Origin of the sequence: Paenibacillus sp. FSL R5-0928, assembly GCF_037970385.1 — a bacterium.
Lineage (GTDB): Bacteria > Bacillota > Bacilli > Paenibacillales > Paenibacillaceae > Paenibacillus_AQ > Paenibacillus_AQ odorifer.
The window spans coordinates 4,325,014-4,343,715 of sequence record NZ_CP150225.1 but is presented as its reverse complement, the minus strand read 5'-3'; the positions used below and the strand labels follow the sequence as shown (position 1 = coordinate 4,343,715).

The following is an 18,702-nucleotide window of genomic DNA, read 5'->3' as shown; positions in this document are numbered from 1 at the left end:
CTGATAATTCTTTGATAGGGGGGTGATTGAATTGGTTGATGTACTATCACAAAACGAAATTGATGCTCTACTTGCTGCACTTTCTTCAGGTGAGATGGACGCCGATGAACTTAAAAAGGAAGAAACTCAGAAGAAAATCCGCTCTTATGACTTTAAACGGGCTGTCCGCTTTTCCAAAGATCATATCCGCAGTCTTACACGGATACATGACAATTTCGCCCGTTATCTTACAACGTATTTTTCAGCCCAATTGCGCACCTTCGTTCAGATTAATGTCGTTCAAGTAGAGCAGCTCCCTTATGATGAATTTATTCGCTCCATACCGAAAATGACGATATTGAACATTTTTGAAGCTGAACCTTTAGAGGGCCGCATGGTAATGGAAGTTCATCCAAACATTGCTTTTGCTATGCTGGACAGGTTGCTTGGGGGCTTTGGAACTGCACCTTCTAAGATTAATGCTCTAACTGAGATCGAAACAACGATTATGGAGCGTATCTTTAGTAGATGTTTTGAGAGTCTGCAGGAGGCTTGGAAAACGGTGCTGGATATTCATCCGCGGATGGAAGCTCTTGAGACGAACCCGCAGTTCATGCAGATTGTATCGCCCAATGAGACCATTGCATTAATCTCTCTAAGTACCAAAATTGGAGATACAACAGGCATGATCAATCTTTGTATACCGCATGTCGTTCTAGAGCCTATCATGTCCAGACTTTCTGTTCACCAATGGTTTGTGACAGAGAAGAAGACGCGGGATGAAGATGAGCTACTGGCCATTAGAGCTAGAGTTCATAAAGCGAAGCTGCCGATTGTTGCTGAACTTGGAGAATCGAGCTTATCCATATCTGAATTCCTAGGGCTTAGTGTCGGTGACGTGATTTCTCTCAACAGAAACGTAGATTCTGGACTGTCAATTAAGGTAGGGGAGAAGCTTAAGTTCATCGGAAGTCCCGGAATGGTTAAAGATCGGGTAGCCGTGCAAATAGACGAAATTGTCAATGAAGGAGTTGAAGAATTTGACGAGTAAAGATTATTTATCCCAAGAAGAAATCGACGCCCTTCTGAGACAATCTGCGGAGGGCTCATTAGCTCCTACGGAGAAAACGGTAGATGACTATCTAACACCGTTTGAACAGGATGCTTTGGGCGAAATTGGTAATATAACGTTTGGCAGTGCAGCAACAGCACTTTCCACTTTACTAGGGAAAAAAGTAGATATTACAACCCCTCAAGTTTCGATCATTACACGCGGGGAGTTTGAAATTGCTTTTCCTAAACCGCATGTAGCTGTTCACGTTCAATATGTGGATGGGTTTCAAGGGATTAACTCACTTGTTATTAAGATTAGGGATGCACAGGTCATTGCCGATCTGATGCTTGGCGGTGCCGGCGAACCTAAGGATGAAGAGTTGAATGAAATTCATATTAGCGCTGTGCAAGAAGCTATGAATCAAATGATGGGTTCTTCTGCTACATCGATGTCTACGATTTTTAATCGTTTTGTTAATATCTCGCCTCCGGGTATCGACATTTTGAATATGTCCAGCGGAGAAGGAGTAGGCAGTCTGCCAGACGATGAAACCCTAATTCGTATTTCGTTCCGGCTTAAAATTGGTGATTTGATAGATTCTACTATTATGCAGCTCTTGCCTGTTCAGTTCGCAAAAGATATGGTATCCATGCTACTTGGTGATGTTAGTCCGGCAGAGGAGGAGGCAGCGGTCACAATGGCTGAAACACCTGCTATGACTAATTCTGCGGAGACACCACCTCCAGCACCTCCGGTGCAACAGGCGCCCTCACAGCCCGCAGGAGGAACGCAACCACCATATCCACCGCAGGGTATGCCAGCGTATCCAGGGATGCCAGAAGGCGGGTATTATTATCCTCCAGCGGGTATGCCAGCGTACGGAATGCCTGGGATGCCACCATACGGTATGCCACCGCAAGGGATGCCATATGGACAGACACCACCGCTTAATTCTGAGGCAAATCGCAATGTAAATGTACAGCCTGTGCAATTTGCAAATCTGAATGGTGGGGCCTTTGGTCATATTGATGAAAATAATTTAAATTTATTGATGGACATACCGCTTAGAGTAACCGTAGAATTAGGAAGGACCCAGAAGCAGATCAAAGATATTTTAGAAATGTCACAAGGCTCAATTATTGAGCTGGACAAGCTCGCAGGTGAGCCTGTAGATATTTTGGTTAACAACAAGCTTATTGCCAAAGGTGAAGTCGTTGTTATCGACGAAAACTTTGGCGTACGCGTTACGGATATCGTCAGCCAGTGGGACCGAATTCAGAAATTACAATAAGCATACTTAGGGAGGATTTTGTAAAAATGGCTAACCGAATTCTAATCGTGGACGATGCAGCATTTATGAGAATGATGATCCGTGACATTTTGTCGAAAAACGGATTTGAAGTAGTGGGCGAAGCTCAGGACGGTTCTCAAGCGATAGAAAAATTCAAGGAACTGCGTCCGGACCTCATCACGATGGATATTACTATGCCTGAGATGGACGGAATCGCCGCCCTGAAAGAAATCAAAAAAGTAGATCCGGCTGCAAAGGTTATTATGTGTTCAGCCATGGGCCAGCAGGCTATGGTTATCGATGCAATCCAAGCAGGAGCTAAAGACTTTATAGTGAAGCCTTTCCAAGCTGACCGGGTTATCGAAGCTATTAACAAAACGTTGGGCGTGTAGGATAAAGTCATGTTATATTCCGAAACGCTCGGAAGCAGTAACACCCTGCTGAATTTGTTTAAAGTTATTATTGTCCTGGCGATAATCATTGTACTTATAGTGGTACTGATTCGTTTTCTTGGACGACGTAATCAGACCTTTATGAGCAACCGTTCTATAAGAACGCTTGGTGCAATAGGGCTTGGACCTAATAAGTCGATGCAGGTTATCGAACTGGGAAGCAGTCTTTACTTAATCGGGATTGGTGAAAATATATCCATTTTGGATAAAGTCACCGATCCGGATGAGGTAGCATTGATCATTGCGGCATTTGAGGATCAGTCCTCTAACCAGAATAATTTCCTCGCACCGCTTATTGCCAAGGTAAAGGTAAAGCTGCGTGGGGAGGTTCCATCTCAGGAAATTGAACTTAGTGAAACATCATCTTTTTACGAGACTCTGCAATCCAAGCTTCGTTCTGCACCAGAGCGCAAAGAGAAAATGGAAGAGCTGCTTCGGGATGATGTTACTAAGGATGAGTCGAGGAATATATGAAAAAGAAGCTAATTCTTGCTATTCTGCTGTTCGGTATTATCAGTGTGGTTATGATGACGCCGATACATGCTGATCCTATACCTAATGTTAATATTCAGGTCGGTAATGAAGGTTCAAGCAGTGGTACCAGTTCCATATCAATTCTTCTTCTTGTTACGGTTCTGAGTATTGCTCCGGCGTTTCTGGTTCTTATGACTAGCTTTACTAGAATTGTAATCGTATTAGGTTTTGTGAGAACCTCGCTGGGTACTCAGGCTATGCCTCCAAACCAGGTGCTGGTAGGACTTGCTCTGTTTCTGACCCTGTTCATTATGTCACCAACGCTGGCCACAGTGAATGAAAATGCGTTGCAGCCGTATATGAAGGGGACAATCACACAAACTGAGGCTTTTGATAAAGCTGCTGATCCGATGAAAGAATTTATGTTTAAACAGACGAACACCAAAGATCTTCTGTTATTTATGAAATACACCGGTTATACCGGATCTACTAAACCGGCTACATACAGTGATATTCCACTGACGGTGATGGTGCCAGCTTTTGCAATTGGCGAATTGAAAAAGGCTTTTACAATGGGCTTCTTAATTTTCATACCATTCCTGATTATTGATATTGTTGTGGCGAGCACACTGATGGCCATGGGGATGATGATGCTTCCCCCGGTTATGATTTCATTACCTTTTAAAATAATGCTCTTTGTACTGGTAGACGGCTGGTACTTAGTCATTAAATCACTACTTCTTAGTTTTAACACCTGACCTAAAGAGGAGGCATGAGGGATGAGTACGGAGTTTATAATCGGGCTAGCAAGCCAAGCCGTATATTTAGTGCTGGAAGTCAGCGCACCCATGCTGATTCTTGGTCTGGTGGTAGGGCTAATAATCAGTATTTTTCAGGCTACGACACAGATTCAGGAACAGACGCTAGCGTTTGTTCCCAAAATCGTCGCAGTGCTATTGGCTTTATTGCTATTTGGTCCGTGGATCATCACGAAGCTGATTGACTTTACAAGCCAAATTTTGGGTAATCTCTATATGTATATTGGTTAATCAATGAACATGGAGACCATACTGCAAAGTTTACCCGTCTTTTTGCTTATTTTTTGTCGAATAACCGCTTTTTTTGTTGTCGTTCCTGTATTTTCTTCACAAGGGGTCCCGACAACCTTTAAGATTGGCATTTCTTTTTTTGTAGCATTGGTTGTCTTTAGTGCTAACGGAACAGGGCTTACGATCCCGCAGGATTTCAGTTATATTTTGCTGATTGCCAGAGAGGCATTAATAGGATTATTGCTAGGTTTCGTTGGATATTTGATGTTTATGGCGATTCAGACAGCAGGTTCATTTATTGATATTCAGATTGGCTTCGGTATTGCTAATGTTATCGATCCTATGACTGGAACATCTGCACCAATTCTTGGTAATTTCAAATATATGATAGCCCTGCTAATGTTTCTGAGCATGAATGGTCATCACCATCTGCTAGATGCTATTGTGTACAGTTATAAATGGGTTCCTATGAATAACGATTTATTTCTAGGCATGATTGACGGTAGTTTATCAGAGTTTCTGGTTCGAACATTTGCTCAGTCCTTTGTACTCGCTTTTCAAATGTCGGCTCCTTTAGTAACTGCGCTGTTTCTGACTGATGTTGGCCTTGCTTTCTTGGCGAGAACGGCTCCGCAATATAATGTATTTGTTATTGGGGTTCCGCTCAAAATCATTATAGGTCTTGCACTGCTTTTAGTGCTGATGCCTGGTCTGGCTGTGCTGTTTCAGAATCTCTTCGATATCATGTTCGAATCCATGGAGAATTTATTGAATCTCATGGGGAAGAGTCCGTAGGTGACCGTAAGGGGAGCGTATTATGCCTAAGACGAAGCGGTATAGACTGGATCTTCAACAATTCGCCGGTGAAAAGACGGAAAAAGCAACCCCGAAGAAACGGCAAGATGCTCGTAAAAAGGGTCAAGTAGCCAAAAGTGCTGAGCTATCCGGTGCAGTTGTATTGTTATCAGCAGTAGTTAGCTTGATGATGTTTGGTGGTTTTATGAAAGAACGCTTCATGAAGCTATATATGGATGTATTTCAGAATCAAATGACACTGGAGGTTACTCCTGAGAATATAACGCTGCTATTTAATCAATATGGACTACAAATACTGATTTTGCTAGCTCCATTACTTGGAATAGTTTTTGTTATGGCGCTGGTAAGCAATCTGGCGCAGGTGGGCTTTATGACCACGGGAGAGGGGATCACCCCTAAATTCAGCAAGCTTAATCCGATAAAAGGGTTCAAAAATATTTTCTCCATGCGTTCGTTTGTCGAGTTCCTGAAATCCATATTTAAGCTTCTAATTATCGCTTATCTGGTATATAGCACTTTATGGGGAGAAAAGAAGAACTTTGCATCCCTGTCGCATATCAGTGCGGAGGGGATTTTTAAATTTGCGGCCAAGCTGACGATGAGTCTTGGTTTGAAAATCGGGGCTGCCCTATTGGCTATGGCTTTTCTGGACTACATGTATCAGAAGTACGAGCATGAAAAAAGCCTGAAAATGTCCAAGCAGGATATCAAGGATGAATACAAAAAAATGGAGGGTGACCCTCTAATCAAAGGTAAGATCAGGGAACGCCAACGTAGAATGGCCATGCAGCGTATGATGCAGGAAGTTCCAAATGCGGATGTAATCATTACGAATCCTACGCACTTTGCTGTTGCGCTTAAATATGACGGTACCAAGATGGAAGCGCCGCAGATTATAGCAAAGGGTCAGGATTATGTAGCACTTCGCATCCGGGAGCTGGCTAAAGAGCACGGCGTCGTGACTATGGAAAACAAACCGCTGGCACGGGCATTATTCCAAAGGGCAGAGATTGGAGATGTCGTTCCAAATGATCTGTTCCAGGCTGTGGCTGAAGTGCTGGCATATGTATATAAGCTTAAAGGTAAGAGGAGATAAGGCGGGGGGGTTAGGACATTGAAAGCTAAAGATTTAACAGTTTTGCTAGGCATCATCGGGATCGTGCTTATGATGATTCTGCCTATCCCGTCCTGGCTATTGGACGTTTTGCTTGTTATTAACATCTCAATCGCATTAATTATCATTCTGGTTGCTATGAATACGAAAAATGCACTCGAATTCTCAATTTTCCCTTCATTGCTCCTAGTAACCACACTGTTTCGTCTGTCACTTAACATCTCGACTACAAAACTGATCCTGACTTACGGAGATGCCGGTTCAGTGGTATCTACTTTCGGTAGCTGGATCGCTGGCGGACAAATTGCTGTTGGGTTTATCGTGTTTCTGATCTTGGTAGTAGTTCAGTTTATTGTTATCACCAAAGGTTCAGAGCGCGTAGCTGAGGTAGGCGCTAGATTTACCTTGGATGCGATGCCCGGTAAGCAAATGAGTATTGATGCCGATCTTAACGCAGGCATGATTAACGAAACCCAGGCACGTGAGCGTCGTCGTAACGTAGAACGCGAAGCGGATTTTTTCGGAGCCATGGACGGTGCGAGTAAATTCGTTAAAGGAGACGCGATTGCGAGTATTATCATCTTGCTGATCAATCTCATCGGTGGATTTATTATCGGTATGATGGTTCACGGGATGGACTTTGCTACTGCGTTATCCACTTATTCTGTATTGACCATCGGGGACGGTCTTGTCAGTCAAATTCCAGCTTTGCTTATTTCGACAGCAGCCGGCTTGATTGTTACTAGAGCTTCTTCGGAAGGTAATCTTGCAGAAGAGCTGACAGGACAGTTGTTGTCCTATCCGAAATTGTTGTATATTGTCGCAGTTACGGTAGCTTTTCTTGGACTCTTTACACCCATACATATGATTACAACGCTCCCATTGGCCGGATTGCTGGCTTTTGCAGCCTACCGTATGGGACAAAATTTAAATAAGAAACAGATTGCCGAAGAGCAACTTGTTGAAGAGAAGCAGATTGAAGAGGTACGAAGTCCGGAAAGTGTCATTAATTTGCTTTCAGTTGATCCCATTGAATTCGAGTTTGGTTATGGTCTTATTCCTTTGGCGGATACAGGTCAGGGAGGCGATCTGCTAGATCGTATCATCATGATTCGACGGCAATGTGCCCTAGAAATGGGTCTTGTAGTACCTGTTATTCGCATTCGCGACAATATTCAACTAAAACCGAATGAATATGTCATAAAAATTAAAGGAAATACAGTTGGCGGTGGTGAATTATTACTTAATCATTACCTTGCAATGAGTCCAGGATATGATGATGAATCTATAAACGGTATTGAGACCATCGAACCATCCTTTGGGCTTCCAGCATTATGGATTGATGAATCGGTTAAAGAGCGGGCTGAATTGTCCGGCTATACTGTAGTAGACCCTCCATCTGTTGTCGCAACACATCTGACGGAGTTAATCAAACGTCATGGACATGAGCTGATAGGAAGACAAGAAACTAAGATGCTGGTGGACAACCTTAGGGATAATTATCCAGTGCTCGTCGACGATCTTATTCCTTCCGTATTGGCGATTGGGGATGTGCAGAAGGTTCTTGCTAAGCTGCTTCGTGAAAAAATATCGATCAGAGATTTGGTTACGATTTTTGAGACATTGGCGGATTATGGGACATACACCAAGGATCCTGATATTCTCACTGAATATGTTCGTCAGTCCTTGTCCAGACAGATTACCCAGCAATTCTCACAAGTAGGAGAGACGCTGAAAGTCATCACGGTGGGGCCTAATCTTGAAAAGAAAATTTCCGAGAGTGTGCAGCAATCTGAACAGGGAAGTTATTTGGCACTAGATCCAACTTCGACACAAACGATCTATCAGCGGTTAAGTGAACAGATTAATCGATTGCTGCAGACAGGGCAACAGCCAATAGTGCTCACATCACCAACCATTCGTATGTATTTGCGGCAGGTGATTGAACGAACGATGCAGGATATTCCTGTACTGTCTTATAGCGAGCTAGAGCCTAACATTGAAATACAAAGCGTCGGAGTGGTGAATTTATGAGAGTGAAGCGTTACGTGGTCGATTCGATGCCTGACGCCATGCTTTCCATTCGCAACGAGCTTGGGAGCGAGGCCGTCATTTTAAGTACAAAGGAAATCAAAATCGGCGGATTTTTAGGGTTATTTAAGAAGAAAAAAATAGAAGTTGTAGCAGCAGTAGAAAAGGCAGAGAAGAATAATGTTCCAAAAAAGCCGGCTGCGCCAGCGATGAACATTCCACGGAGTGCAGTACCACAGGCTTATCAAAAAGCTTCATCTGCTTCCACTACACCTTCTATACCTTCCGTACCTTCTGTTTCATTAGAAAAACCAGAAGAGTCACGGACGTTTGCAGAGATTGCTGCAGCCTTATCGGAAGCTATCAATGTACAAGAATCGATAGCCAAGCATCCGGAGCCAGAACCTGAGCAAAAACTTCCTGAATTAAATCTGGAAGATGCACCTTCTATATCAGCGTTGTATGAATCATTAGGATTAGAACAATCGCCAGAGGTTGCCACTGCTCTCGAAAATGATGTTCTTCGTGAGATTAGAGATATGAAGCTCTGGATGGAGCGAATTGCCAGACAATCCTCAGGTGGAAGAGAACTGCCAGACAGTCTGCAGGAGCTACGGGATCTTTTATTAGAGCAAGAAATGGATGCTGTGCTTGTTGAGGAATGGATCAGTAACATCTCGGAACGTTGGGTGGATGAAGGGCGTACTTGGGGACCAGAGAAATTTATGGGATCTCTTAAAGAACAGATTGATGGTTTCCTGACGGGACGAATTGCTGATGGAATTGCCCGGGATACTCAAATTGTATATATTGCCGGACCCACTGGAGTTGGAAAGACCACAACCATAGCTAAGCTTGCGGCAGAACAGCTATTTAAGCACGGACGCAAGGTAGGTTTTATCACCTCCGATACGTATAGAATCTCAGCTGTGGAACAGTTGCGAACCTACGCTGCTATTCTCAATGTTCCATTGGAGGTTGTCCAATCGCCAGGAGATTTGCAAAGAGCACTCTTTCGCTTGGAGAGTTGTGATCTAGTATTAATGGATACAGCTGGCCGAAATTATCGTAATGATATGCTAGTAGCCGAACTGCAAAGCTTGCTTGCGAAGGAATTGAGAAGTGAAACTTATCTTGTGCTTAGCTTGACCTCGAAAAGCCGTGATATGAAACTTATTGCAGAGCATTTCGGCAGATATAGGCTGGATAAGGTTATTTTCACAAAGCTGGATGAGACGGGGAGTTACGGCCCGCTCTTTAATGTACTGAATGACTTCCCACTTACCTTGTCTTATATGACCGATGGTCAAAATGTTCCTGATGACCTGCTTATGGCTACCAAAGGACAGCTGAGTGAGTTGCTTCTTGGAACAGGTGAAACATGATGGATCAGGCACAATCCTTAAGACAGCTTGTATCCAGTCAGGATTCTAAAGTAGCTGTAAGAGGGGGATCATCCGCCAGGATCATTACGGTGTGTAGTGGTAAAGGGGGCGTTGGTAAGTCGAATTTTACACTTAACTTCGCTCTAACTTTAAAGGCTATGGGCAAACGGGTTTTGCTGTTCGATGCAGATATCGGCATGGCTAATATAGATGTGTTGATGGGCGTATCGGCGAGATATAATCTTTATCATTTGTTAAAAAGAGAAGCGGATATCGAGCAGATTATTCAATACGGTCCGAATTCGCTCCCTTTTATAGCAGGTGGCTCTGGAATGGATGAGCTATTCACGCTTTCAGAGTCTGATCTTGATTATTTCACAAATCAGATAACACTTATCGCGGACAGCATGGATTTTATTTTGTTCGATACAGGCGCTGGATTATCTAAGGAAACGATGAAGTTTATAACTTCTGCCGACGATTGCCTAGTGGTTACTACACCAGAACCAACAGCTATCACAGATGCATACGCATTAATGAAGGTTGTGAATCGTTCCTATCCTGAGACTTCCTTTAAATTGATTGTGAACCAGGCAGGTGATGAAAGGGAAGCCATAGCGACAAGCGATAAGATCCGAATGGCCGCCAGTCGTTTTTTGCAATTAGATATTTCTTATCTTGGTCATATAAGCTCAGATGCCCATGTAGTGCAAGCTGTCAAAAGGCAAACGCCATTCACATTGGCTTTTCCAAACAGTATTGCTGCAAAAGATATACATCGTCTTGCCCTAAGTTATTTGACCATTGATTCTAAAAAGACCACAAAAGTCCAAGGGATTAAAGGCTTTATCCATAAATGGTTAAAGCGGAGTAAATAGTTGTTCTGAATTTGGGACAGAGGTGGAAATGATATGAAGCCATATAAAGTATTGGTTGTTGATGATTCGGCATTTATGCGCAAGATCATTTCCGATTTAATTGAAAATGACGCTGACTTTCAGGTGACGGCAACAGCAAAAAACGGTCGTGAGGCTATCGAAAAAATCAATGAGCTTCGTCCAGATCTGGTTACTATGGATGTAGAAATGCCAGAAATGAACGGCCTGGAAGCGCTGAAAATAATAATGGCCTCAGACCCTCTGCCAGTGATTATGCTGTCAGGGATCAATGAAGAGGGCATGAAGGAAACCATTCTTGCACTGGAATGGGGCGCTTTTGACTTTATTCGTAAACCTTCGATTACCAACTCTCAGGATATCATGGGAGTGGGAGAATCCTTAAGGGAACAAATGAAAGAGGCTATGATGGCCCGGGAGCAGCGCGAAGCACGTGCTTCTGCATTTAAGTTGCCAGACATACCGCCAGTAGAAGTCGCACCGCCAACTGTACCGAGAGTGATGCCCGGCAAACCCAAGGTAGAACCTAAAGCTTCACTCAAAAATGAAGTGATCAAAAAACCGCGGGTGAAGCAGCCGTTAGATCATTCTGTTCCTAAAAGAGCAGCCAAACCATTAATCTCTACTCCACCACCTTTATCAGAAAAGACTAATGCAAGGTCAAGAGTAGAGAATAACGCTACCCCACCAAAACCGTTGCCTAAACCTAAAGTGGAAGTGTCTTCTGACGCTCCTGCAAATCCTCAGGTCCGGAAGTATGGGAGTAATGATCTGCAAAAGTTGGTTGCCGTGGGGTGCTCTACAGGTGGACCACGTGCTCTAAAGGTATTTCTGGAGAAGATTCCTGCGGATTTTCCAGCGCCTATTGTTATCGTGCAGCATATGCCGCCTAACTTTACCAAATCACTAGCCCAGCGACTGAATACCTTTAGCCCGCTAGAAGTGATTGAAGCTGAGCAGGGGATGATATTGCAAAAAGGAACTGCTTATATAGCACCTGGAGGCTATCATTTACAAGTTGTCCCATCCTCTAGAGGGCAATATGCGGTTGTACTCACAAAGGAGGAGGCGCGTAATGGCCATCGACCTTCTGTGGATGTTTTATTTGAATCATTGCTGCCGCTCACATCGTTAGAACGTCATTTGTTACTAATGACAGGGATGGGTAGTGATGGGGCAAGAATGATGAAATCCTTATACGACTCTGGGGTAACCTCAACCTTTGCTGAAAGCGAAGAAACTTGTGTCGTATATGGAATGCCGCGATCTGCGGTGGAATTACAGTGCGTCCAGCACGTACTGCCTTTGCAAGAAATTGCTCCAAGGCTGGTGCAAGCTGTTAAATAACAGAAAAGCGAACTCAAAGGGGAGGTGCTCACTGATGGACATGAACCAATATTTATCCATGTTTATTGATGAGTCGAACGATCATCTGCAGTCATTGAACGAGAGCATGATGGGGCTGGAAGCGAATCCTGAGGACATTAGTATTGTACAGGTAATATTCCGCTCTGCGCATACCTTAAAAGGTATGGCAGCAACTATGGGCTTTGAAGATTTGGCTTCACTCACACACCAAATGGAAAATGTTCTTGATTTGGTACGCAACAACAAACTGCGCATGCAGGATTTCATTTTTGATACGTTGTTCAAAAGTTTGGATGCCTTGGAGTCTATGGTTGAGGATATTACGGGAGGAGGCGAGGGTAAAGCGGATGTTTCGTCTATCGTCTCCTCCTTACAGGCTATAGTCCGGGGAGAGATTCCTGTTGCGGGTGGTGAGGCAGCTTCTGTCTCAGGACCTGCTGCACAAGCGGTTGAAACCCCGATTCATTTAGATGAGTTTCAATTTTCTGTTCTAGAACAGTCGATTCAAGAAGGACATCAAGTATTATATGTGGACGTAACCATTCGCAAGGATTGTCAGCTTAAGGCAGTACGTGCATATATGGTGTTTGATCTTTTGGAGCGTTCAGGTGAAGTGGTTAAATCCTTCCCATCCGTTCAGGATATTGAACAAGAGAAATTTGATCAAAGCTTCTCTCTCTATTACATAACTCAAAAAAGTGCTGATCAAATTCAGGCTATGATTCTAAATCTGTCTGAGATTGACAAGGTATCGGCAGTAGCATTGGATCAAGATTCTCTGCAACAGCTGGGTCAGGAAGCAGCAGCAGCCTCTGAAGTGGCAGCCACGACTACTGAGGCGCCAGCAGCAGCTGTACCTGCCGCTTCTGCCGCTAAACCCCTGCCAACCAAAGAAGAGGGTAACAAACCTGCAACTCACAAAACAGGTGGGGCACCGTCACGTACCATTCGTGTAGATATTGAACGTTTGGACGTGTTGATGAATTTATTCAGTGAACTTCTTATCGACCGTGTTCGTTTGGAACAGCTGGCTTCTGAGGTTCAAAACGGTGATCTCACGGAAACGGTTGAGCATATGGGCCGGGTAAGTGGAGATCTCCAGAATATTGTAATGAAGCTGCGGATGGTTCCAGTAGATACAGTATTTAACCGATTCCCACGTATGATTCGTGATCTAGCCAAGTCACTAGACAAAAAAGTAGATCTTATCATCACAGGAGCAGAAACTGAGCTAGATCGTACGGTCATTGATGAAATCGGTGATCCGCTGGTGCATTTATTGCGTAATGCAGTTGACCATGGTATCGAATCTATTGCAGATCGTGTTGCTGCTGGTAAGCCGGAGACCGGAACGGTCTATTTGCGGGCTTTCCACAGTGGTAATCACGTCTTTATTGAGATCGAGGAAGATGGAACAGGGATTTATCCAGAGAAGGTTCTGAAATCTGCTGTGAAGAAGGGTGTTATAACACAAGAGCAGGCAGCCAGTATGTCGGATGATGAAGCTTTTCAGTTGTTGTTTGCACCAGGTTTCAGTACAGCAGAGGTTATTTCTGATGTTTCAGGCCGCGGGGTAGGGCTGGATGTAGTTAAATCTAAGATTTCTTCTTTAGGCGGCAATGTAACGATTTATTCTGCTCCAGGTAAAGGAACAAATTTCTCAGTGCAGCTGCCTCTAACTCTATCAATCATTGCTGCAATGCTTATCCGATTAGGTTCCGAGAAGTATGCCATTCCTTTGACCTCTATAGTGGAAACGGGAATCGTGAAGCAATCTCAGATCCGTACAATCCATGGAAATAAAATGGTAGAATTCCGTGATTCGCATATTCCTCTGGTTTCACTAAGCCGCCTCTTCTCTGTACCAGATTATGATGAGAGTACCGAAGAAGAAACAGAAATCGTAGTTGTGCGCAAGGGAGAAAGATTAGTTGCCTTAGCAGTACAGGATTTTATTGGCCAGAACGAGGTTGTGATTAAGAATCTGGGTAAATATTTGCCTGATGTACAAGGAATATCTGGCGCAACCATTCTTGGTGATGGTCAAGTAGCACTTATTATTGATCCCAACGCTTTTATTAAATAACTAGGATAGAACAGGGAGGTTCATTCCATGGCTGAAGATATTAAAGTGATAGTGTTCAAATTAGGCGTAGAGGAATATGGAATTGAAGTTGAGAAGGTACAAACTATTGAGCGCATGATGCCCATTACTCGTGTACCTAAGACCTATTCATTTATCAAAGGTGTAATTAATTTACGTGGTGTTGTTATTCCTGTAATTGATTTACGGGGCCGTTTCGGCATCGAAGAGGCTGAACACACCGATCAGACAAGAATCATCATCGTATCTGTTAATGAAATGGAAGTAGGCTTCATTGTAGACTCTGCAAATGATGTTATAGATCTGAACAGAGATTCTATTGATACACCTCCTGATGTTGTTGGCGGCATCAAGGCGAAGTATTTGGATGGGGTGGCCAAGATTGGAGACGAGCGCTTACTGATTATGCTCAACTTGTCAGAAGTGCTTAACAAAAGCGAAATCGTTCAATTAGAAAGCCTAGAGGGCTAACCTGTGGAACTATTTAAGCACTATAAGGATTTCAAAATGGATGTGCTTAAGGAAGTTGGGAACATTGGAGCTGGAAATGCAGCCACCGCATTATCACAGCTCTTGAACAAGCCGATAGATATGGCTGTTCCTAAGGTACAGCTCCTTAACTTTGAAGAAATTACTGATAAAGTTGGCGGAGCCGAAGAACTAGTATATGCGGTGTTTCTACGTGTGGAGGGTGAAGCTCCAGGTAACCTGTTTTTCATTCTGTCACCAGAAGCGGCAATGAACTTGCTTAGTCGTATTGCAGGCATTGAGCTGTCGAGTGATGAAGAGCTTGGAGAAATGGAACTTTCTGCGCTAAGCGAAATTGGCAATATTTTGGCAGGTTCGTATCTTTCTTCTCTAGCAGACTTCACCTCACTTTCTATGTATCCAACGGTTCCGGCCCTTGCTATGGACATGGCTGGCGCCATCCTTAGCTACGGTCTGCTGCAATTCGGGCAGATGGGGGACGATGCATTGTTGATCGACACTACCTTCTTTGAGGGGAAAAACGAAATTGAAGGGCAATTTTTCCTTATTCCCGATCCGGAATCATTCCCGAAAATCTTCAAATCGCTAGGAGTTCCTTTTGAAAATGATTGAAGAACAAAGCATTATTAAAGTAGGGATGGCGGATCTTAACGTTGGCAGCCAAGATAGTTTAATTCGTACCACAGGTCTTGGCTCCTGCGTGGGATTAACATTGTTTGACCCTGGAAAAAAGCTCGCAGGGATGGCGCATGTGATGCTCCCATCATCTGAGATTGCTAGGGAAGGGCAGTTAAACATCGCTAAGTTTGCAGATACCGCAGTGCCGGAGCTCTTATCCCGTCTGCTAGAGCTTGGGGCGGTTCGGAGCCGGATCGTAGCCAAGATGGCCGGAGGTTCACAAATGTTTGCCTTTGCCGGGGGGAGCGACACCATGAGGATCGGGCCTCGTAATGTTGAATCTTGTAAACTAGCACTTGAAAATTTAAAAATTCCGTTAATCGCAGAAGACACAGGCGGCAATTATGGCCGTACGATAGAAATAGCCTGCAACACTGGTATATTGTTTATTCGCAGTGTGCAAAAAGGCGCTAAGGAACTATAATTATGAATATGATTGGAAACATTTTGATAAACTTGGTGTCGGGTTTGGTAGGTTTCATATTTACCTTTTTTGTAACCTACAGTAACAATGTATTGGGTACTAGTTTATTAAGAAGCCTAATTGCATTTATCATCTGGTTTCTGCTTGCTTTTCTCTTAAGATGGGTATTGGGTTTTATTATGATTCAAACATCGCCTCCGGATGAAGTGGACACTGGCGGTGAAGAACTTGGGGCGAAGCTGGACATCAGCACCCCTAATGAGGATGAAGAATTAATCAATCTACTAAAACCGAAGCCAGGACAAGGAAACGAGAATAGCGAGGGATTTAAGCCTCTTACACCTCCTAAGCTAGTTTCGATGAAGGATCCTGAAGAATTGGCCAAGGCCGTTCGTCACCTGAAAGAAGAATAAGTGAGGGCTGAGGCGGAATCGGTGATCTTATTGGAAGGTACATTTCGCCGCGAATGCTCGCTGACTAAACTTTGGGAAGGGTGAAAGCTATTGAACGAGCGTAAAGCTTCTCAATTGGAAACTGACGAGCTATGGGAACAGTGGAAAGAACACAGAGACCCTGAAGCCAAAAAGAAGCTGATAGAGAGTTATCTCCATATTGTTGATTATGTATCCAGTCGTTTGGCTGTGGGATTACCAAAAAATGTATCCAAAGATGATTTAGCCAGCAATGGGGTTATGGGACTAATTGATGCGATTGAGAAATTCGACTACAAACGAGGATTGCAATTTCAGACCTATGCGTCCTGGCGTGTGCGTGGTGCGATATTAGATTCATTACGCCAAAGTGATTGGGTACCTAGATCCGTTCGGGAAAAAGCTAAAAAAATCGAGGACGCTTATCAGCAGCTGGAGCAGAAGCACTTAAGGTCAGTTAGTGACGAGGAAATGAGCCAATACCTTAATATTAGTGAACTGGAATTTCAAAATATGTTGCAGGATGTGGCTGTGATGTCACTTTGCTCACTGGAAGACCCGATTCGTGAAGAGGAATCAGAGACCCGAATGTCCATACTGGTGGACGATAAAGCTAAGAATCCGGATAGCAAGGTAAATGAATTCTACTTGCGCGAAGCGCTCACCAAAGGTATTGAGAAATTAACGGTGAAAGAAAGGACCGTTGTGTCCCTTTTATATTATGAAGATTTATCTTTAAGTGAGATTGCTGAGGTCATGTCGTTATCTCCTTCAAGAATTTCGCAGTTGCATTCCAAAGCTATTTTGCGGCTGAGGGGAACGCTCGAGAAGAACCGTGATCTCCTTATGCAGAACGATTAACCGTTAGCGGTGACAAGGGGGAGCAAAATTTGATCGGTCAATATGCTTTGAATCAGTACTTGAGTATAACTTTTTCGGAGGACAAAGGAATCGCGTATTTGCAGTTCTCCAAAAAGGATGAGAATTTTTCCTGCTCATCTACAGAACTGGAAGCCTTCCTGCACAGTCACAATATTCGCTACGGTATCAAGAGTGATGTTGTCGAACGTATTAGTAGTCATCCTGAGGAGTTTTTTTGGAGTAAAGTTCCGATTGCTGCAGGTTATCCTGCTGTGCATGGCACGGATGGACGAGTTATGCTTACAGTAGATCTGGAAGAGGACCGCAAACCGCTTGAGAAAGCGGATGGTAAGGTCGACTACAAGGACTTGGTCCGGCTTCGTAATGTGCTTAAAGGAAAGTTAATAGCTAAAATTATCCCTGCCCAGCCTGGAAAGCTAGGGATGACTGTAACTGGTGATGAGCTTGCTTTCAAGGCTGGAAAGGAAGCTCATTTTAAAATCGGGAAAAATGTACTCATTGATAATGACGGCACTTCGATGTATGCAGCGATTGATGGACTGGTAACGTTAACTGATAACGGGAAAATCAATGTGTTTCCTGTATATGAAGTGAATGGTGATGTGGATTACAGCACTGGAAATATTGATTTTGTAGGTACAGTCGTCATACGCGGGAATGTCCTTTCAGGCTTCACTGTAAAGTCTGCCGGTGATATTCGGGTTGTAGGCGGCGTTGAAGGTGCAGAGTTAATCTCTGGGGGTTCCATTGAAATTACTGGTGGAATTATCGGATATAACAAAGGCCAAGTTACTGCTGGGAAAAGTGTGAAGGTTTCTTTTATTCAAGATGGAAACGTAACCGCTGGGGAAGATGTAATTGTTTCTCAGAGTATTATGCATTCCAATATACGTGCGGGTAGAGATGTTATCTGTAACGGCTCTAAAGGTTTGATTGTGGGTGGAATCGTTCAGTCTGGAGAAAGAGTTGTAGCACGAACTATAGGTAACACCATGTCCACTGCGACTGTGATTGAGGTAGGCGTGGTTCCAGAGCTTAGAAATGAGATTAACGAGCTTCGTCAAGAGTTGCGGCAGCTGCTGGAGAACGAGGATAAAACCTCTAAAGCTTTGTATCTATTAAATCAATTGGCTACTAACGGTCAGCTCCCTGCGGATAAAGTGGCGCTTCGCGTCAAATTAAATGCTACTAAACAATCCCATCAACGTGAAGAAAAAAGAATTAAAGAACGAGTGCTAGAGATAGAAAGAATGTTAGAAGATACAGGTAGAGCGAGAGTTGAGGTTATCAAAACCATTTATGGCGGTTCAAAGATCATGATCGGCAGATATACCCGATTTGTTAAGGATGCTACGGAGCGGGTTGTGTTTATTTACAGTGATGGGGATATATCTTTAACGCCGTACAATTAATCGGGCGGGCAGCATTTGCGGCCGGCCATTACTTGTGAGAGAAGGGTTAAGATGAGCCTAAAACCGGTAGAACTGCAAATTGCTTTGCCTCGCACCACGGAGGCGGGCAAGCTTCAGAATGAATCTCAGCAACGTCCTGCTATCGACCAACATCAATTGGCTGGGCAAAATGTAAAACAAAGTCAGGAATTGGCCATGCGGAGCACTGAAGTGGATGAGTCTTCTGAATCAGCTTTACGGGATGGCGGTGGAAAAGGCAATCCTCATTCAGGTGGAAATTCTTCTTCAGATAAACACTCGAACTCGCCTGCAACCCGTGATGCCGAGCATCCTTACAAAGGCCAACGCATTGATCTAAGTCTTTAATAAGAAT

Annotated in this window: 20 protein-coding genes; all 20 read left to right on the top strand. The window is 43.8% G+C overall.

Annotated elements, in window-relative coordinates; all coding sequences use genetic code 11:
* Positions 1–31 precede the first annotated feature (31 nt).
* Positions 32–1,030, top strand: coding sequence for a flagellar motor switch protein FliM (fliM, locus tag MKZ16_RS19410; RefSeq protein ID WP_036688529.1), 999 nt, complete (start codon positions 32–34; stop codon positions 1,028–1,030).
* Positions 1,020–2,324, top strand: a complete 1,305-nt coding sequence (fliY, locus tag MKZ16_RS19405; RefSeq protein WP_036688526.1) for a flagellar motor switch phosphatase FliY — start codon at positions 1,020–1,022, stop codon at positions 2,322–2,324. The genes fliM and fliY overlap by 11 nt, the downstream gene beginning before the upstream one ends.
* A gap of 26 nt (positions 2,325–2,350) precedes the next feature.
* The gene (locus tag MKZ16_RS19400; protein WP_036688523.1) at positions 2,351–2,716 is read left to right on the top strand and encodes a response regulator; all 366 of its coding nucleotides are present in this window, start codon (positions 2,351–2,353) and stop codon (positions 2,714–2,716) included.
* A 9-nt stretch (positions 2,717–2,725) separates the two neighbouring features.
* Entirely contained in the window at positions 2,726–3,250 is a 525-nt protein-coding gene (locus tag MKZ16_RS19395) for a flagellar biosynthetic protein FliO (RefSeq protein WP_036688521.1), read from the top strand.
* A complete protein-coding gene (gene fliP, locus MKZ16_RS19390; protein ID WP_036688518.1) occupies positions 3,247–4,008 on the top strand; it encodes a flagellar type III secretion system pore protein FliP in 762 nt (253 codons plus the stop codon). Before MKZ16_RS19395 ends, fliP begins: the two co-directional genes overlap by 4 nt.
* Positions 4,009–4,029: 21 nt before the next feature.
* Positions 4,030–4,299 carry a flagellar biosynthesis protein FliQ gene (fliQ, locus tag MKZ16_RS19385; protein WP_036688516.1) on the top strand — a complete coding sequence of 90 codons (270 nt, stop codon included), beginning with the start codon at positions 4,030–4,032 and terminating at the stop codon, positions 4,297–4,299.
* Between the two features lie 9 nt (positions 4,300–4,308).
* Positions 4,309–5,094 (top strand): flagellar biosynthetic protein FliR, encoded by a 786-nt coding sequence (fliR, locus tag MKZ16_RS19380; RefSeq protein ID WP_076106355.1) that lies wholly within the window; start codon positions 4,309–4,311, stop codon positions 5,092–5,094.
* 22 nt (positions 5,095–5,116) lie between these two features.
* Positions 5,117–6,211, top strand: a complete 1,095-nt coding sequence (flhB, locus tag MKZ16_RS19375; RefSeq protein WP_036688512.1) for a flagellar biosynthesis protein FlhB — start codon at positions 5,117–5,119, stop codon at positions 6,209–6,211.
* A gap of 18 nt (positions 6,212–6,229) precedes the next feature.
* Entirely contained in the window at positions 6,230–8,263 is a 2,034-nt protein-coding gene (gene flhA / locus MKZ16_RS19370) for a flagellar biosynthesis protein FlhA (RefSeq protein ID WP_036688509.1), read from the top strand.
* Positions 8,260–9,645, top strand: a complete 1,386-nt coding sequence (gene flhF / locus MKZ16_RS19365; RefSeq protein WP_036688507.1) for a flagellar biosynthesis protein FlhF — start codon at positions 8,260–8,262, stop codon at positions 9,643–9,645. Before flhA ends, flhF begins: the two co-directional genes overlap by 4 nt.
* The gene (locus MKZ16_RS19360; RefSeq protein ID WP_076106353.1) at positions 9,642–10,523 is read left to right on the top strand and encodes a MinD/ParA family protein; all 882 of its coding nucleotides are present in this window, start codon (positions 9,642–9,644) and stop codon (positions 10,521–10,523) included. The genes flhF and MKZ16_RS19360 overlap by 4 nt, the downstream gene beginning before the upstream one ends.
* A gap of 33 nt (positions 10,524–10,556) precedes the next feature.
* The gene (locus MKZ16_RS19355) at positions 10,557–11,888 is read left to right on the top strand and encodes a chemotaxis response regulator protein-glutamate methylesterase (RefSeq protein ID WP_076106351.1); all 1,332 of its coding nucleotides are present in this window, start codon (positions 10,557–10,559) and stop codon (positions 11,886–11,888) included.
* Between the two features lie 34 nt (positions 11,889–11,922).
* On the top strand, positions 11,923–13,995 hold the full coding sequence (locus tag MKZ16_RS19350) for a chemotaxis protein CheA (RefSeq protein WP_076106348.1): 2,073 nt from the start codon (positions 11,923–11,925) through the stop codon (positions 13,993–13,995).
* A gap of 27 nt (positions 13,996–14,022) precedes the next feature.
* Positions 14,023–14,484 carry a chemotaxis protein CheW gene (locus MKZ16_RS19345; protein WP_036688501.1) on the top strand — a complete coding sequence of 154 codons (462 nt, stop codon included), beginning with the start codon at positions 14,023–14,025 and terminating at the stop codon, positions 14,482–14,484.
* A gap of 3 nt (positions 14,485–14,487) precedes the next feature.
* Positions 14,488–15,114, top strand: a complete 627-nt coding sequence (locus tag MKZ16_RS19340) for a chemotaxis protein CheC (RefSeq protein ID WP_036688500.1) — start codon at positions 14,488–14,490, stop codon at positions 15,112–15,114.
* Positions 15,107–15,604 carry a chemotaxis protein CheD gene (locus MKZ16_RS19335; protein ID WP_036688499.1) on the top strand — a complete coding sequence of 166 codons (498 nt, stop codon included), beginning with the start codon at positions 15,107–15,109 and terminating at the stop codon, positions 15,602–15,604. The genes MKZ16_RS19340 and MKZ16_RS19335 overlap by 8 nt, the downstream gene beginning before the upstream one ends.
* A gap of 8 nt (positions 15,605–15,612) precedes the next feature.
* Positions 15,613–16,017, top strand: a complete 405-nt coding sequence (locus MKZ16_RS19330; RefSeq protein ID WP_036689092.1) for a hypothetical protein — start codon at positions 15,613–15,615, stop codon at positions 16,015–16,017.
* A gap of 90 nt (positions 16,018–16,107) precedes the next feature.
* Positions 16,108–16,896, top strand: a complete 789-nt coding sequence (locus tag MKZ16_RS19325) for a FliA/WhiG family RNA polymerase sigma factor (protein WP_036688498.1) — start codon at positions 16,108–16,110, stop codon at positions 16,894–16,896.
* A gap of 29 nt (positions 16,897–16,925) precedes the next feature.
* Positions 16,926–18,329 (top strand): FapA family protein, encoded by a 1,404-nt coding sequence (locus MKZ16_RS19320; protein WP_076106347.1) that lies wholly within the window; start codon positions 16,926–16,928, stop codon positions 18,327–18,329.
* Between the two features lie 51 nt (positions 18,330–18,380).
* On the top strand, positions 18,381–18,695 hold the full coding sequence (locus MKZ16_RS19315; protein WP_036688496.1) for a hypothetical protein: 315 nt from the start codon (positions 18,381–18,383) through the stop codon (positions 18,693–18,695).
* Positions 18,696–18,702: the final 7 nt, after the last annotated feature.

Bases quoted from the DNA above. Each gene is read 5' to 3' on its own strand.
- MKZ16_RS19395 (WP_036688521.1), top strand. From the start codon at position 2,726: ATGTTATATTCCGAAACGCTCGGAAGCAGTAACACCCTGCTGAATTTG.
- MKZ16_RS19345 (WP_036688501.1), top strand. From the start codon at position 14,023: ATGGCTGAAGATATTAAAGTGATAGTGTTCAAATTAGGCGTAGAGGAA.
- MKZ16_RS19315 (WP_036688496.1), top strand. From the start codon at position 18,381: ATGAGCCTAAAACCGGTAGAACTGCAAATTGCTTTGCCTCGCACCACG.
- flhF (WP_036688507.1), top strand. From the start codon at position 8,260: ATGAGAGTGAAGCGTTACGTGGTCGATTCGATGCCTGACGCCATGCTT.
- MKZ16_RS19400 (WP_036688523.1), top strand. From the start codon at position 2,351: ATGGCTAACCGAATTCTAATCGTGGACGATGCAGCATTTATGAGAATG.
- fliR (WP_076106355.1), top strand. From the start codon at position 4,309: ATGGAGACCATACTGCAAAGTTTACCCGTCTTTTTGCTTATTTTTTGT.
- fliP (WP_036688518.1), top strand. From the start codon at position 3,247: ATGAAAAAGAAGCTAATTCTTGCTATTCTGCTGTTCGGTATTATCAGT.
- MKZ16_RS19355 (WP_076106351.1), top strand. From the start codon at position 10,557: ATGAAGCCATATAAAGTATTGGTTGTTGATGATTCGGCATTTATGCGC.
- MKZ16_RS19335 (WP_036688499.1), top strand. From the start codon at position 15,107: ATGATTGAAGAACAAAGCATTATTAAAGTAGGGATGGCGGATCTTAAC.
- fliQ (WP_036688516.1), top strand. From the start codon at position 4,030: ATGAGTACGGAGTTTATAATCGGGCTAGCAAGCCAAGCCGTATATTTA.
- flhB (WP_036688512.1), top strand. From the start codon at position 5,117: ATGCCTAAGACGAAGCGGTATAGACTGGATCTTCAACAATTCGCCGGT.
- MKZ16_RS19330 (WP_036689092.1), top strand. From the start codon at position 15,613: ATGATTGGAAACATTTTGATAAACTTGGTGTCGGGTTTGGTAGGTTTC.
- MKZ16_RS19360 (WP_076106353.1), top strand. From the start codon at position 9,642: ATGATGGATCAGGCACAATCCTTAAGACAGCTTGTATCCAGTCAGGAT.
- MKZ16_RS19350 (WP_076106348.1), top strand. From the start codon at position 11,923: ATGGACATGAACCAATATTTATCCATGTTTATTGATGAGTCGAACGAT.